The sequence below is a fragment of the Parabacteroides goldsteinii genome (genome assembly GCF_020091425.1).
Taxonomy (GTDB): domain Bacteria; phylum Bacteroidota; class Bacteroidia; order Bacteroidales; family Tannerellaceae; genus Parabacteroides; species Parabacteroides goldsteinii.
Map to the genome: position 1 here is coordinate 2,796,009 of NZ_CP081906.1, position 17,549 is coordinate 2,813,557.

The following is a 17,549-nucleotide window of genomic DNA, read 5'->3' on the forward strand; positions in this document are numbered from 1 at the left end:
TCACTTCTGATTCCACCAAAGCGGCGTTGTCACTACGTCGGGGCCGCCCAATAGCTCTAAGGCTTTTTGGTATCCTTCCAGGTTATTGGTCTGGATATTGGCCGGATAACGGTAGCGTTTCGGGTAGAAATCGAGGCGACATTCCTTGGCTGTTGCCATTGTCAGGGGAACCTGGTTCAATGGGTTGTAGTCTTTTTCTACAGCCTGATTTTCAAAGAACGGGAGACCGAGGCGACGATGATCGCTCCATGCTTCTTCGGGTAACCAGGGTACCTGTGCGATATATTTCTGGGTAAGAATCTTTGTCAATGCATCGTTGTTGTAAGCACCGCCGCGATAGATTGAGTTCTTCGGGAAGTTATAGGTCATTGTCTTATTTTCCTTTGTATAAGGATCGACATAATTGATGGTATAAGGCTTCGCTTCCGTTGTATGGGTGAAGCTGACGGAGGTACCTACCCGGTTATAATCCGTAGAGGACAGGTATTGAGAAACCTGGCTTTGCAGGCCATGATATTCGAAGCTGGCTGTGATGCCACTTTCATAATTCGACTGGGCAGTACCCGGAACCGTCCATCCTTTTAGGGCGGCTTCTGCCATCAGGAAATAGCTTTCCCACGGGCCGAAGAAGACGCGCTTCTGCGTATTCATACGGTATTGTTTTGCCATGGAAGGATAGTTGTAGTTCTTACCGGTCAAGGCGCTGACAAGGCCGGACAGGTTGTTCCATTCACCGGCTACCCAGGTACCCCAGGTATAACGCGGGTCGATCGTGAGCATCGGTTTGGAGTTATCGTTCGGGTCCATCAATTCAACGGGGTGCACTTCGCTGGCTGCACCGATATAGTCGGAATAAACCACACCGTCGTTCCAGCCTACTACGCTGAATAGTTTCGGTGCGCGGGGATCTACATACTGCGGAATGGCATCAAAATAGAATCCGGCACACGGATCGTTGGTATTCAACGGGAAATGCTTGTTCAGATAGAGTCCCATATAGGTGTGGGGATCTTTCAGATGGCTCTTCAGGGAATCGGGAAGAGGAAATTCAATGCCTCCAAGTCCTTCGGCCAGGTTCTTGAAAGTCACAGACATAGGCTGTGCATTCCAGGTACGCGACATGACACCTGTCAGGTCGTTCCAACCATCTTTCTCCTGTACGCCTGCCAGATCATCCAGTGACGAGATAAAGGTTTTGCTTGCCGCATCTTCAAATTCGGTCTTTGCCAGTTCGGGCGATACGGCCGAGATACGCATGGCATAACGCATACGCAGGGAGTTGGCATATTTCTTCCACTCATTGACATTTCCGGCATAGAAGGCATCCTCGCCTGCCATCGGCTCCATATTGATAGAAGGATCGAGAGAGGCTTCAGCTTCTTTCAACTCTTTGAGGATGAAACCATAGATAGCTTCTACACTGTCGTATTCGCCGGGTACGCCGGTGAAAGCCGACAAAGCCGGGATAGGTCCGAAGCCGTCGGATACTTCAGCATTCAGATAAGCACGCCAGATACGGGCCATCTGAACCACATTTTTATAATAAGGATATTGTTCGGCTTCGCCTGCCTCGATCTTCTTTTCTCCCAGTTCGATAGCCTGGGTAGCCTTATTGAGCCAGCCTACGGCATAGGAGTTGCTGAGGTAGAGGGTGATATAATCGTTATTGTCCGTACCGATCGTGAATCCGCTACCTCGGTTGAAGCGAGCGGCACGATTCCATTCGGCAATGAAGATACGTTCGGCAATCTCTGGATTCATCTGCGCCCCGATGATGGAGGCATTGAGAAACCATTCCGGCTTCACTTTGTCTTCGCCCACTTGGTTAGGGTCTTCATTTATCTCCTGAAAATCGTTACAGGAAGAGAACAAAGCCGCTAATGTGAACATGCCGGTAAGCAATATATTCTTTGTATTCATCTTATTTTGTTCTTAGTAGTTGATAATTGATATTTATGAATGATTATAATTAGATTTTAGCAGATGATATTTATTCGTAATTTTCAATATTGCTTGTTCCATGTATGCTACATTACCACTTCCATGTCTGCTACATTACCACTTCCGTGTCTGCTACATTACTTGTTCCATGTCTGCTACATTACTTATTCCATTAGATGGAACAAAATATATCTGCTATCTAATACTAGAAACCAACTGTTACATTAAACGTAAATGAACGGCTTGTCGGAGCTGCCCCATTCTCGAATCCGGTAGCATTCGTATTGGTTGCTGAAACAGATTCAGGGTCGATGCCCGGCAGGTTATAATGGATCATCCAGACGTTATTGCATGTCGCAGACAAACGCAGGCGCTGGAATGGAGTATTCTTTAGCATTGCTTTATTGAAATCATATCCTAACGTAATATTACGTAAACGGATATTCGTTGCATCGTATGTGTACATTTCTGGCAAGCCGTAATTACCGGTCGATCCGATACGTTCCCAATAATTCTGATGGGTGACGGGTACTTTATTTTCTGTATAGCCGTTGGGAGTCTGGACAACCGAATTAGGGACAATGAAGTCCTGTCGTTCGCCGTTTACTACTGTCCCGGCCGCATTACCACGGGTGTACAGGTTGGAAGCGGTTGCCGAATAAAGATCGCCACCAATACGGAAGTCCACCAGGAAACTCAGGTTGAAGCCTTTGTATGAAAAGCTGTTCGTCCATCCCAGCATCCAGTCGGGACTCTGGTTGCCGACTTTCGATTTGCCGGTCGTGATCAATGGAAGTCCGTCTTCACCGACAATGATCTTGCCGTAGTTAGGATCATTCTTGTCTTCCACACGTTGGAAGGTTTGCCCGTAGATATCACCATAATAACTGCCTTGCACGGCTACGATCTGGATGGCATCTAGCGTTTTTATATCATAGAGGGTAACACCCGGATAGAGGTCGATGATCTTGTTTCGGTTCAGGGAGAACTGTGCTGTCGAGTTCCAGCTTAGTCCTTTGGGATTGTCGAGAATTAAGCCGTTCAGAGAGATTTCAACGCCTTCATTCTGAATATTACCGGCATTTACCTTGCGGGAACTATAACCGGAGAAGGGGTCCATCGGAAGGTTGAGCAGCTGCCGGGTGGCATTGGTTTTATACCAGGCGGCATCCAGTCCGAGGCGGTTGTTGAAAAAGCGGATATCGAAACCGGCTTCCCATGATTTGATCAACTCGCTGCGTACGCTGGAATCGTAAAGTACGTTTCCGGGAGCGGCTGTCGTATTCCCGTTCTCATCCTTACCGACGGTGAAGTTATTGTATAACTGATACGGATCGAGGTCGTTACCGACTTCGGCATAGGAAGCTCTCACCTTGGCAAAGGTAAACCATTCAGGCATCTGTCCGCCCAGTTTAGGCACCATGTCGGAGATCACTCCGGACAGGCTGACCGAGGGATAGAAATAAGAACGGTTGGCTTTCGACATGGTAGACGACCAGTCGTTACGTGCCGTAATATCCAGGAACAGATAGCCGTCCCAGTTCAATTGCAACGATCCGTAAAGCGAATTCATCTTCCGGCGGATCAGTTCAGAGGTTACCGTCGGTTTATTAATACCATTGTTCAGGGAGAAGAGGTTTGGCACGAGCAATTCACCGGCCGAGGCATTCATCTTCGTTCGCCTCTGTATCATCAGGTTACCACCGAAAGTAACGAAACCACCCAGGCGGTCGATCAGGTTATCTTTATTGGCGGTAGCCAGGAAGCTGTAATTGTTTTCGTAAAATGTCTCGGAACCTTCGCTGTATAAACCGCTGGGGGTTGTATTACCTCCGGCATATACTTTTTCGTTCTTAGTCGTTGTATAATAGTCTGTACCGCCTCTCAATTCGATATTGAACCAGTTGGTGGGAGCGTATTTCAATGCGATGTTACCCAGCAAACGGTTACGGGTATCGTTGTTCTGGCGGTATTTCGTCACCCAGTATGGGTTTTCCTGCGGGTTCTTCGAAGCGTCCCACCAGATCATGTTTCCATCTTCGTCCACACTATTCTTAAAGTCAGCCACATTCAGCGAACGGGGCAGGTTGTAGATCGTGTTGAAAGCATTGGAAGGGTTGACACCCTGGATCGGGCGGTTGTGGGCATTCAGATTGATATAGTTCACTTTGGCATCTACCTTCCACTTTTCGGCTTCGTCGAGGAAAGTGGTGGCACGCAAGGTGATATTCGTTTTGTTCAGCTTCGACTCCGGAGTAATACCTGCATCATCCGAACGGTTGATGGAAGAAAAGACCGACGTCCCTTTTATATTCTGCTGGAAGCTGATACCTTCATTAAAAGAAGTACCGGTATTAAAGAAAGCATCTATATTATCGTACGTCCTCAAAGGAACCTGGCGTCCCATCCAGTCGGTAACCGTCTGTCCTTCCGCCTTCGGTCCCCAGCTCAATCGTGACTGGTTATCGTAAGCGCCGACCGATCCTTGTCCGAAGCTGTTCTGCATATCCGGTTTCAGGAAAATCGACTCGGTTGTGATACCGGCATTGACCGTAATACCCAGCCCTTCATTCTTCTTTCCCGACTTGGTCGTAATAAGTATCACCCCGTTACCGGCCCTTGAACCGTATAAAGCCGCAGCCGAAGCACCTTTCAGCACAGTCATCGACTCGATATCTTCGGGATTGATGTCGGAAAGACCGTTACCCATATCGGCACCGGAGTTACCCCATACATCATCGACCCCGCCTGTGAAGTTATCCATCGGCGTACCGTCGACAACGATCAGTGGCTGGTTACTACCGGTCAGCGAGTTATTACCACGGAGCACAATCTTCGAAGACCCTCCCACCCCATTGCTGGAGCGTACGATCTGTAAGCCGGAGACTTTACCCGACAAAGAGTTGGCCAGGTTAGGTTCGCGTGAAGAAAGCAGTTCGTCACCTTTTAGTTCCTGCATGGCGTAACCCAGTGCTTTCTTGTCACGTTTCATACCTAAGGCAGTAACAACGACTTCGTCCAGTTTCTGAGCATCTTCTTCGAGTTTAACATTGAGAGCGGTTTGTCCGGTGTAAGGAATATCTTGTGTGGCAAAGCCAATGAAGGATATTTGGATAATGTCTCCCTTCTTTACACCTTCCAGCGTGAAATGGCCGTCCATATCGGTCATTGTCCCGTTTGTGGTACCTTTAATTACAACAGAAGCCCCTGCGACGGGTCCGAACTCGTCTTCCACTGTTCCCGTAATCTTCGTATCCTGTTGGGAAATGTCAATAGCAGGATTCCCGGTATTCGGATTGGCAACGGCGTTTCCGGTAAAGCCCAACGCGCCCGCCAGGAGAATCATGCTGACAGATTTGAATCTTTTCAACATACTGATGTTTTTTGTTTAATTTATTAGATCTATGCATTTGGCGTCAACCAATGTCATTTGGTAATATAAACAGAAAGAAACAAGAGTTGTTGCAAGATTAACATTGGGGAAGAAGTTTGATATCTCTTCCTCATTCTTTTACTAAATCAATAAATAGGAAACAATTCAGGGGATGTAGAACTGTCCTTCTCTACATCCCCTGAATCGTGAAATAATATTTTTTTAGATATACTTACATATTAATGTAGAAAAACATACACTCTATAAGCCCATGCAATAATTAGATAATTCTATCACTTGCTCCGGATTTTTCATATTTATATTATGTTCTTTTATATAACTCCTGATTAGTTCCTCTTTACCGGGAAAAAGCTTTAACAGCGACTTCTCATTGCGGAACTTAACAGGTTTATCAGTACGGAAAAACCAGTAATCATTGTCATTGATTTCTTCCATTATATCCGGATTTTCTACCTTATAATAGCCCTTGTTATAAAAACTGGTATTAATAGAAGTTGTCGTCGTGCTCTGGTTTGCATAGCCGTAAGCTCCTTGCCTGCCTTTATAAAGTTCTCTCAGTGACCAATTGATATACAAATTGCCATTAGGCATTTCTACCACTTCCAGAAAATTCCGGCTGTATGGGATAAACTTATGAGAAGCAATAAAGACGGTATCGATCGCCTGTGTATTTGTCAGGATCATGATCTCATCTTGTTGTTTAAATTTCATTTTCCTGTTACTTCCGTCATAATTCAACAGGGCATTTGTCTTTGCTCCGTTTTTCATTAATACGACTCCCTGGGTGAAATCATCCAGCAGATAAATAGACTTTTTTTGTGCATAACCGGCCTCAGTGATAAGCGAGATCAATAAAATGATGAATGTGATCTGATATTTCATATTTATTTGTATGATTTAAAGACAAAGGTAAATGTGTCAAAACTAAGGCACATCTCCTTTTTTATCTTAAAAATAGTCGTTCCTCTTTTTTTGTCTATGCGACTATTTTTTCAGTAATTAGGTAATAAGGCTTAATATTCGTCGTATGTTGAGCCACACGTGGTCTGATAAAGATAAATATAGTGTGTGTACTCCTTCTCTTTCCTGCTTTTAGTAGTTTTGTACACATCTTTTTGATATTAAAAGCTATAGCAAAGAAGGCAAAGTCCATTGTAACCTTGTCTTCTCCCACATGCCGGAACCTTTTGTATGCCATGTTGTGTTTCATTTGTCCAAAAACTGCTTCCGGTTCTATACATCGCCTTCCCCTATGCCTGATGCCTTCTTTCGAGAGTAACCTTTCCCGTGCCTGCCGTTTGTATTGGTTTAACCGGTGGTTGACTTCTATAATACGGTTCCCCCGGGCTTTAAAGCAACTGCCACGTAAAGGACACCCTTCACATCTTTGTGCTTTATACCGGGCACTTTCGGTGATGTATCCGCTAGCTGTTTTGTCACGCCTGGTTCCTATACGGTTCATGTGCTGCCCCATAGGACAAACGTAATAATCCTCTTCCGCATTGTAATAGAGACTCTCCGCATGGAATGGATTGGGGGTATAACGGGGACGCTGTTCTTTATGGAAGTAGTTGTACTTAACAAAGGCTCCTATCCCATTATCTTGCATGAACCGGTAATTTTCTTCCGAGCCGTAACCGGAGTCTGCCACACCGACAGTCGGTAAGCGGTTATAGCGTTGCTCAAAGGAGTGGAAGAAAGGTATGAGGGTCAGTGTATCGGTTGGGTTGGGAAACAGTCGGAAGTCTATGAGGAATTGGTTCTGGGTACCTATTTGCAGATTATATCCGGGCTTGGTCTGTCCGTTTCTCATGGCGTCCTCTTTCATGCGCATGAAGGTGGCATCAGGATCGGTCTTGGAATAGGAGTTGCGTTCTCCAAGAGTGTCAAGATGGTTGTCGTATTCCATCAACTTGTCACGGTACTCCTCAAGTTCCCGGACCTGTTTCTTCTTTTCCCGGATGACTTTCTTTTGTTCCTTGTCCTTTGTTACAGGCTGGTGTTCCAGCACCTCTTTAAGTTCATTCACTATATCTGAGAGCATGGCGGGAGTGAACTCTACGGGTGTGTCTTTGGCGGAGTTCTCTTGGGCTATGGCTTCATCCACCTGCTCCAGGAGAATGCGGATCTTATCCATCAGCTTTGTACGGTTCTTTTCGACTGTCTTGCGCCAGACAAAAGTATATTTGTTGGCTCTGGACTCAATCTTGGTACCGTCAATATACTCTACGTCAAGGCTGATGAAACCTTTGTCGACAAGGACAAGAACCAACTGCGTGAATACATTATTTATCTCTTCTTTTACACGATTACGGAAACGGTTGATGGTTATAAAATCCGGATGTTCATTACCGGAAAGCCAGATATAATGAATGTCACGTAGGAGAAGCTTCTCTATTTTGCGGCACGAATAGATATTGTTCATGTAGGCGTAGATAATCACCTTAAGCATCATTTTAGGATGATAAGGACAACGACCGGTTGCTTTATAAAGCTTCTTGAAATTGTCAAGATTGAGATTATCAACAACAGTATTAACTATGCGAACCGGATCGTTCGCTGCTATGTTTTCATCAATTCTTCCGGGAAAAAGAACTGTTTGGTTGGGAATGTAAGGACGAAAATGTAACTTTGCCATAATGAAAAACTTTATGCCTAAAGATACAAAAACTTTGGGTAATAACAAAGCCCGGGCTTGTGAAAGTCTGGGCTTTGTGCATAAAAAAAGGTTGTGCCAGCGTTTTGACACAACCTCCTTCTTTATTATTTAATCTATTTACAAAGATATACCTTTAAAAATTAGGACCTTCACCAAAGTTAGGTGCTCCCTTATCATACCATATACGTTCACGGTTCAATGTAGCCGGATCTTGTGTACCTGTCGTAAATCCTTGTGCTTCATAAGCAGTCTTCTTGATAGTATACATCAAATCACTCTGAAGCGGAGTATTGATAGTCCAACGACGCGGGATCTGGAAGTTTGCATCGTCATCTGTAAAGTTTTCCCATGCCAATACTTTACTATCTTTCATAGGAACACCTGAACGACGAACCTGTACGAACTGTTCATTCGGGAACAACAGGAAGTGAACATACTGCTGGATATATACTTTTTCCAACTGTTCCTTTGTAGAACCGGTCAGTTTGTATTTCTCGTTTGCAAGCAAAGCATCGATTTCACCATCTTCCAGTTTGATAGTCTTTTCAAACTCTTTGTCATATACACTAGAATAATACGGAATCTGATTCAAAGAAGCCAGTTTGTCATATTCCTGAACAGACAGACGGATACCTTCCTGATAATAGCTTTCAGCCGAACCAGGCAAGTTAGCACCCAGCAATTTCAATTCGGCCAGATACAAAGCTACTTCTGCAGAAGAGTAATGTAAACCATACCATGCACGGTCCTGATCGTCGATCGTAGCAGAAACACCCGGAGCATCAGGGAAAGTATAGTCTTTCTGCCCCTGCAACATTTCACGGTTCATACGAGCCAACGGATAATACTGCTTTTCACCACCGTCTTCTGTAGGCAGTTTAAATTTGTCGTAATTGAAATAAGCGTTGTTTATTTCAGCATTTTCTCTGGCAGAAGTCTGCACCGGACTACCGAAGTAACGAACCCAAGGTTCACCCGGAGCTTTCCAACCTTCAAATTTACCGTCTTTGATCTCAGCCACTTCTTTAATATAAGGAGGCAGTTCTTTCTTATTATCCAAGAAAGCCTGTACCACTTTAGAGTTAAAGTCATTCTTCTGGAAAATAAAACGAACACGCGGGTCTTTATTGTCAACCAGGAAGTTGATCAGTTGTTTAGAACCGATACCTTTACTCTGCCCATCCAGTACATCATCTCCAAAGTGATATTCCTGAGAACCTTTGCAATAGATGAAATCATCATCCAAACCAGACATGATGCCAGCCTTATTATTCACAGCTTCTTCAGCAATAGCCAGTGCCTTTGCCTTATCAACATGCAACATACGAACGGCAATCTTCAACTTCAGGGAGTTGGCGAATTTAGCCCATAACTTGGTGTCTCCTTTGTAAACGAAATCCTGTGCATCCAGCTTCACCTGATTGGGTTTGTCAGCCAACAGCACATCGATCGTTTCATTCAGCTGATCCAACCAGATAGGGAACAATTCTTCCTGACTTTGATAAGCCGGAGTCAGGATCTCTTCATGCAATCCTCTGCCTGCTTCCGTATAGGCGATTGAACCATACATATCCGTACCGAAGATACCCAGATATACCAATAACGGATTTGCGAGGACATTGATATTTTCATAGGTAGCCTTTTCGTTTTCATCCATTAACGATAATACATGCTTGATTTCTTCAGCATATAACTTCACATTAATAACCTGGCTCTGCGATCCTTCAAAAGCACCCATCAGGTTCAAAGAAGAAGTATTACCGCCATCAGGCACATTAGCTTGCGTCCAACGCAATGTATAAGCCAGATTATTATAAAACCATTGCTGGTATTTCGACGGTTCGAATTCACTTAACATCTGTGTAAACAAATAGCGCACATCTGCTTTCGTGATAGCAGACTGGTTGGTATTTGTTTTAGCGAAATCGTCCTGGCACCCCGGAGCTACCATCAGAGAAGTTCCTAACAGGGTTGCTGCTAAAAAAGATTTATATCTCATAATTTGCTTCATTTATTAATTAGAAATCCAAATTGATAGTGAACATATAGCTGGATGTGATCGGGCTGTTTGAACGTTCACGGAACTCAGCCGATTTGTTACTACGCACACTTTCCGGATTAATATTGTTTGGTAATGAGTTATACAGGTAACCCAGATTTCTTGCACTGAATGACAGGTTCAGTCCCTTTGCACCTATTTTAGAGGCGATGGTCTTCGGTACGCGGTATCCTAATGTGATTTCGCGTAATGCGATATAACTCAGGTCATGTACCCAGTAATCGTTTACAGTACCAGTACCCCACTGGTTGCTCCAATAGTGATAATCAGAAGCATGTACCGGTTCCAAATATCCCTTATTCACAGCATCAGCAAAACTCATGCCGCCCAGGTCGCGTTTAACACCGTCTACACAAGTAGCCATTGTACCAGCTTCGAATACACCTTCAGGAATCACACCGTCATGGAATGTCATACCCTTAGAATCTCCGTAGTTTGAAGTCCAGGTAATACCACCATGTTCTTCATCACGGAAGTCTAAAGAAGATTGGGTAAATCCATAAGCCTGTCCGTATTTATTAGAATAAGAAGCTACCTTTCCACCGATACGGGCATCCAGGGCAACACGCAAACTCAGGTCTTTCCAGGTTACGCCTGTAGCAATAGAACCCATAAACTTCGGAACCAGGCTACCTACTTCTTCAGCAGTGCCGCTACGTTGAGCAAATGCAGAACGATAAGAATCACGCCATGTCAATACGGTTTCACCATTTTCATTCTTTTTAGGCATTGCATCAGACATCAACATACCATAAGAACCACCAACAATCGCAACAGAACCTACACGATAGTTACCGTAAGCTACATCACCTTCCAAGGCAATATAGTTTGCTACGTTCGGGTGAAGTTCAACGATCTTGTTCGAGTTCTTTGTAAATGTGAAGTCCAATGTCCATTCCCAGTCTTTGTTTTTGAAAGGAATCGTATTCAAGGCAATTTCAACACCGGAGTTCTGAATATTACCTGCATTGATCAACTGTTTGCTGATACCTGATTCGGACGGGATAGCAATTGTCATAATCTGATCAGTCGTATTTTCCTTGTAGTAAGTTGCATCCAAGGCGATACGGCTGTCGAATATACGCCAGTCCAAACCGATTTCCCATGAATTTTTACGTTCAGGTTTCAGGTTCGGGCTGAACAGTTTCTTATTATCATCATTCCAATAGTTCGTAAAGATATTGGAACCATCCGGCTGCAATAAAGAACCTAATGTATAATAAGAATAAATAGAATACGGGCTGGCATCGTTACCTACCTGTGCCCATGAACCACGGATCTTAGCCAGGTTAATCCATTCAGGCATTTGATCACGGAATGTTTCATTGATCAACCATGATCCACCGATAGACGGATAGAAATAGGAGTAGTTACCCGTTCCGTTGGTATAGATCAAACCGGAAGACCAGTCATTACGTCCTGTAATATCCAGGAACAACTGGTTTCTCCAACTCAGGTTCACAGCAGCAACTGCGGAAAGAATACGTTTTGTATTTTTAATTTCTGCCGTCGTTTTAGAGGTATTCAAAGAGTTACCTACAAAATACTGACCGGGAACAGCCAGACCACCATCTGTTTTAGATGTCTGAGTAGCTGCACTTGTCGTATAGTATTCACCACGAAGGAAACCACCGATATGGAAATCCTTTACATCTTTATTAAAGGTGAAAGTTCCGCCGAAAGTAGTCTGCTTATTATACTCCTGACCCATTTCGTAAAAACCGCCTTTGTTATTGTAGCCTTCGCCTAATTGTTTATCTTCCCAGCTGGTATAATAATAGTTCATATTACCTTCAGCACGGAAAGACAACCAGTCTAACATCTTAACATTGATCTCAACAGTCGGACGAACAACAGTTTCCTTACGGGTTTTATCGTTATTGTCTATCTTAAACCACAAACTCTTACCCGGCACACTACCATACTTATCACCATAGTCATTGCTGGCCAGACCAGTATGATGGTCACCCAGATATTTATCGCGGAAATAATTAGTATCGTACATGGTTGAATAAGTTCCGGTTGCGAAACTTTCACCAATATTGATCTGTGCGTTCTTCGGCGTAGAGTTTGCAAAGCTGATAGAAGCATTTACATCTACACGGTTACTGATCTTATGAGAACCTTTCAGCAACAAAGAGTAACGTTCAAAATCATTGTTTTCAACAATACCTTTAGCCTTCTTGTAAGAGATGGAAGAAAAATAATTGGTTGTTTCGTTTCCACCGCGAACAGACACATTGGTATTTGAGTTCAACCCGGTCTGGTAAGCATCCGACATGTTGCTCTCGATCGGTGAATACGAAGTCATTGTTCCATCGTAGTTCTCGATCTGACGACCGTCATAACGCGGTCCCCACAACATGGTTGAAGCACCGATAACCGTTCCCTCTCCTCTTGAGTTCAAACGGAACTGATTCTGATCCCATTTCTTATAGCTGCCGTCCGCATTCACTTCTCCGTAGCTGATATCTCCACCGATCGTTCCGGGGCCATAAAGCATTTGACGCTCCATACCTCCGTGTGCACGATCCAGACCGAATGTCTGAGAAACAGAAACACCGAAACCGGTAGCACCTTTTCCACTCTTAGTCGTGATCACAACTGCACCGTTCAAACCACGTGAACCGTACAAAGCAGTAGCGGCAGCACCTTTCAATACAGATACAGTTTCAAAGTCATCCGGGTTCAGGTTCTTCAGCATATTACCGTAGTCATTAGCATTCGAATCCCAGTCGGAAGAACCGGTACCAGACAAATCATTCGACAGAATAACGCCATCCACAACATAAATAGGCTGGTTGTTGCCGTTCAAAGTGGAAGCTCCACGAATTTGAATTTTAGTAGCACCAAACATACCGCCATCAGAAGATGCAATTTCAACACCAGCCACTTTTCCTTGCAAAGAAGCTACCGGGTTAATAGCATTTGTTTTCAATTCATCACCTTTCAATTCAGTTACAGCGTAACCCAAGGCTTTTTCTGAGCGTTTCATACCCAGGGCAGTTACAACTACTTCATCCAGTTTCTGGGTATCTTCTGCTAATTTAACAGAGATAGTTCCTTGTCCAGTGTACTTGATTTCCTGAGTTGCATACCCAATAAAAGATATCTGGATGATATCTCCACTTTTCACACCTTCCAAAGTAAAATTACCGTCCATGTCGGTAATGTTACCATTTGTTGTTCCTTTCACTACTACAGATGCTCCGGCAACGGGACCGAATTCATCCTCAACTGTTCCCGTAACTTTTCCGTCTTGCTGGGAAATACTAGTTCTCGGCCCTGCTGTAACCGTATCCGCAGACGCATATCCGGGGATACCTAGTGTACCGGCTAACAGCAATAAGCCTACAGGCTTAAAGTTTTTCAACATAATTGATGGTTTTATTTGAACATTAATAGACAATGTTTTGGCGAAACAAAAGTCTGTTCTTTATTTTGGATATAACTTTACAAAGCGATTTAGAGCCTGGCGTATATTTAGTTGGCGTTATTACCTTAGTTCTAAAAGAACTCTGTACATTTTATATCCGCGACAAATATATGAAATAATTATTACCCCGTGTTATTTTTCGTCAAAAAAATATCGTGGGATTTTGTTTTTAACACATTGGCTAACAATAATCAATCGTAATTAAGTTAATTCAATACTCAAATTCTGTCTTATTTGTTAAATAGCTTTATGATTTTTCTTCAACCAAACTTTCCTTCATTTTCTCATTAACATTTATAAACGTGCTATATTTTACCTAAAAATCTAACAACAAATAATTCCATTCAAAAGACAGACCATATTATAAATCTCTTACCTGACTACTAAACAACACATTAGCCAACATGCACATTTCTATATAATTAGCTATATTGGATTAAGTTCTTTTAGTACTTATATCCATCTTTTGTTGATTTACCGAAAACACTATAGTCCTTTTAGTACTATGAACGACTTATAACGCCAAATCATACAAGCGTTCCTACTCAAAGTCTCTATATTTATACCAAAATGAATTAAAAGGTGCTTTTTACGCCAAAATAGCATCTGAGTATAATAAAAACCATCAATTATGTTGAAAAACTTTAAACCGGTTAGCTTAATTTTAGTTGCTGGAGCGTTATGTTTTCCTAAAGTATACGCAAACACAGCACCTGTTAAGTCGGAAGTGAACATTTCTCAGCAAAGCGGGAAGGTCACAGGTACAGTAGAAGATGATTTCGGCCCTGTTGCCGGAGCGTCTGTCGTAGTGAAAGGGACAACCAATGGGTCAATTACCGATATGGACGGTAACTTTACATTGGAAGGAGTAAAGAGTGGTGACGTTATTCTGATTTCTTTTATAGGTTACGCAACCCAGGAAATCAAATATACGGGACAACCTTCTTTACCAATTAAACTAATTGAAGATGCACAAAAATTAGATGAAGTAGTTGTTACCGCTTTAGGTATGAAACGCGAAACTAAAGCGTTAGGTTACGCCGTGACTGAATTAAAGGGAGAAGAGTTACTTAATAATTCTATTAATCCGGTTTCAGCTTTGCAAGGTAAAGTAGCAGGTGTTGAAATTGCAGGGTCAGACGGAGGTATGTTCGGTTCAACAAAAATCCAGATTCGTGGTGCTTCTACTTTAGGTAAAAACAATCAACCTATTTATGTTGTCGACGGTATTATTTTAGACAATTCCATCAGGAATGGAGATGCCGACTGGGATTCCAATAACTATGACTACGGTAATGAGTTAAAGAACTTGAACCCGGACGACTTTGAAACAGTTTCCGTTTTGAAAGGTGCAGCTGCAACTGCATTATATGGTTCACGTGGTTTGAATGGTGCTGTTGTCATTACAACAAAATCAGGTAAAGGACAAAAGGGTATCGGAGTTAACGTAACACAGACTTTAGGCATCGACCACATGTTTAAACAGCCTGGATTGCAGAACAAATACGGACGTGGTAATTATACAGGAAATGTCGGTTATGGAGAAACCGATGCTGAAGGTAATTATTATTTGTATGACAACCTCGGTCAGTTCTATCTGAACTCTGCCGGAAACCCAACTTTGGTCGGAGGAACAGGCCGTCATTGGGGACCAGCTTTTGACGGAAGAGATATTGAAAATTTCGATTATAGCACAATCGCATACAGTCCTGTAGAAAATAACTTTAAAGATGCTTATAATCTAGGATTCAATAGCAATACAAACATTTCCGTTAGCGGTAGTTCTGAAAAGACTTCATTCTACACCTCTTTATCTTATAAATACGCAAACGGAACATTACCAAACAATAGTTTCGACCGTGTATCTTTTCTAGCTAAAGCATCGCACAAGTTAACCAATAAAGTAGAAATTGAAGCATCTATTTCTTTTGCAAATTCAAATCCGAAGAATGCTCAACCGAATATCGGAGAGCTATTTGTAGACGGCACATGGGGACGTACTTACGACACACAGTACTTCCGTAAACGCTACAAAGGATCTCACGGTGGATTGGCTAGTGCCGATTATGGAGATGAATATGGCAACAACCCTGGACGAAGCACTTGGTGGAACATTTATGAGAATGATTACTCACAAAAGGAAACTTCTGTTCGTCCAACCTTGGTTTTAACGGCCGATTTAACAGACTGGATGAAATTCCGTGCTGAAGGAAACTACAATTATTATTATACCCGCTATGAAAGCAAAAAGCCAGGAGACGGATATGCCAATACTAATAGCGGATATTACGGAATGGGATTGTACACAAAAGAACAGACCAATTTTAATGCATCATTTACATTTAATAAAAGTGTAAGCGATTTCACATTCGGTGGTTTTATCCGTGGAGAATATTATAACAACATGCAACAAACAATGGCAGAAAATACAAACGGAGGTCTGGTTGTACCTAACCAATATTTTATTGCCAACTCCATCAACACACCATCATATAGCGGTAAGATTGAAGGGGAAAAACGGATGTTATCCCTATCATTCCAGGCTAGTGCCAGTTGGAAAGACCAACTTTTCCTGGATGTAACCGGACGTAACGACTGGTCCTCTTCATTGGTTTATTCAGACGGTCATGGAAATTATTCATACTTTTACCCATCTGTCTCCGGATCATGGTTGATACATGAAACACTTCGCGACCAGTTACCGGAATGGATATCCTTTGCTAAAATACGTGCTTCATGGGCACAGGTTGGTAATGACACAGAGGCTTATACTATCAACTCTGCCTATTCACTGATGACGGGTCAACTACAAAACGGAGATAATATTTATGCATTAAGTATTCCGTCTACAGCCTACTCAAATGATTTGAAGCCCGAACGTAAAAATGCATGGGAAATAGGTTTGGACTGGCGCTTCTTGTCTAACAGAATCGGTCTTGATTTCACTTATTATAAAGAAAACACCAAAAATCAGATCATGTCGATCAGCGTTCCTGGTATTTCCGGCATCAACAGTCAGTATATCAACGCAGGAAACATCCAGAACAGAGGTCTTGAAATTGCACTGAACACAACACCAATCAAAACAAAAGACTGGCAATGGGATTTGGATTTCACCTATACTAAAAATGAAAATAAGATAATAGAATTGCATCCGAATGTAGCAAATTATATTACATTGTCTGGTGAAGTTAGTTACGGAAACTATCGTGTAGGTTCAGTTGCAAAAGTCGGCGAATCGTACGGAGTATTGATGAGTGACTCTAAAGCCAAAATAGATAAAGCAACTGGTCTGCCTATCCTAAATGCTGTTGATTATTATGGGGGTAATAAAGGAATGCACGCTATGTACTACCAACGCAGTGGCGAAGCAGAAATCATTGGTTCGTTGGTTCCGGACTTCTTAGGCTCTGTTAGCACTTCGTTAACCTATAAGAACTGGAGTTTACGTGCATTATTTGATATGCGCTTCGGAGGATATGTAGCCTCTTATGCAAATCGTTATGGTACAGCTTACGGGTTTACAGAAACGTCTTTGAAATGGCGTGATTCGGAAAATGGAGGTATGACTTATACTTCTATCTGGGATGGTCAAACATATCATGACGGTATTATTCCAGTCGGTTTGATCGAAGGTGGTATTTCCATACCCCTGCCTGACGGAACTTCTTATACTGTAGCCGAAGGTGGCGAAACTTATGAATCTTTGCATAGCAAAGGGCTGTTGGATCCACAGCACGCTTCAGCATGGCATTATTGGAATAATGCATGGGGGACAGGTACTGTAAACGATGCATGGTTGAAAAAGTTGAATTATATTGCTGTACGTGAAATTACATTATCATACAAAATGCCTCAAAAGTTTGCTAATAAAATTGGTGCACAACATTTGAATTTATCTGTATCTGGACGAAATCTGGGTTATCTGTTGAATACAATGCCCGACGGGGTAAATCCTGAATCTGTTCGCGGTACAGTTGCTTCCGAATTTCGTGTTCGTTCTTTCAGCGGTTTGACAGCGAATTACACATTTACTGTTAATGTCGGATTCTAAACTAAA

Annotated in this window: 7 protein-coding genes; 1 reads left to right on the forward strand and 6 read right to left on the reverse strand. The window is 42.8% G+C overall.

The window, feature by feature from the left end:
* The 6 genes from K6V26_RS12680 to K6V26_RS12705 all read right to left on the reverse strand — a co-directional run bounded on the left by K6V26_RS12680 (nt 1) and on the right by K6V26_RS12705 (nt 13,429).
* Nucleotides 1-1,920, reverse strand: a complete 1,920-nt coding sequence (locus K6V26_RS12680) for a SusD/RagB family nutrient-binding outer membrane lipoprotein (RefSeq protein WP_224265501.1) — start codon at nt 1,918-1,920, stop codon at nt 1-3.
* 226 nt (nt 1,921-2,146) lie between these two features.
* Nucleotides 2,147-5,314 (reverse strand): SusC/RagA family TonB-linked outer membrane protein, encoded by a 3,168-nt coding sequence (locus K6V26_RS12685; protein ID WP_007658287.1) that lies wholly within the window; start codon nt 5,312-5,314, stop codon nt 2,147-2,149.
* Between the two features lie 261 nt (nt 5,315-5,575).
* On the reverse strand, nt 5,576-6,217 hold the full coding sequence (locus K6V26_RS12690) for a hypothetical protein (protein WP_195437922.1): 642 nt from the start codon (nt 6,215-6,217) through the stop codon (nt 5,576-5,578).
* 94 nt (nt 6,218-6,311) lie between these two features.
* A complete protein-coding gene (locus tag K6V26_RS12695; protein ID WP_224263243.1) occupies nt 6,312-7,973 on the reverse strand; it encodes an IS1182 family transposase in 1,662 nt (553 codons plus the stop codon).
* 154 nt (nt 7,974-8,127) lie between these two features.
* Nucleotides 8,128-9,993 carry a SusD/RagB family nutrient-binding outer membrane lipoprotein gene (locus K6V26_RS12700; RefSeq protein ID WP_195437923.1) on the reverse strand — a complete coding sequence of 622 codons (1,866 nt, stop codon included), beginning with the start codon at nt 9,991-9,993 and terminating at the stop codon, nt 8,128-8,130.
* 19 nt (nt 9,994-10,012) lie between these two features.
* Complete coding sequence (locus tag K6V26_RS12705; RefSeq protein ID WP_007658296.1) at nt 10,013-13,429, reverse strand: SusC/RagA family TonB-linked outer membrane protein; 3,417 nt, start codon at nt 13,427-13,429, stop codon at nt 10,013-10,015.
* 691 nt (nt 13,430-14,120) lie between these two features.
* On the opposite strand from K6V26_RS12705, the gene K6V26_RS12710 reads away from it, so the two are divergent.
* Nucleotides 14,121-17,543 carry a SusC/RagA family TonB-linked outer membrane protein gene (locus tag K6V26_RS12710; RefSeq protein ID WP_224265502.1) on the forward strand — a complete coding sequence of 1,141 codons (3,423 nt, stop codon included), beginning with the start codon at nt 14,121-14,123 and terminating at the stop codon, nt 17,541-17,543.
* The last annotated feature ends 6 nt before the right edge of the window (nt 17,544-17,549 follow it).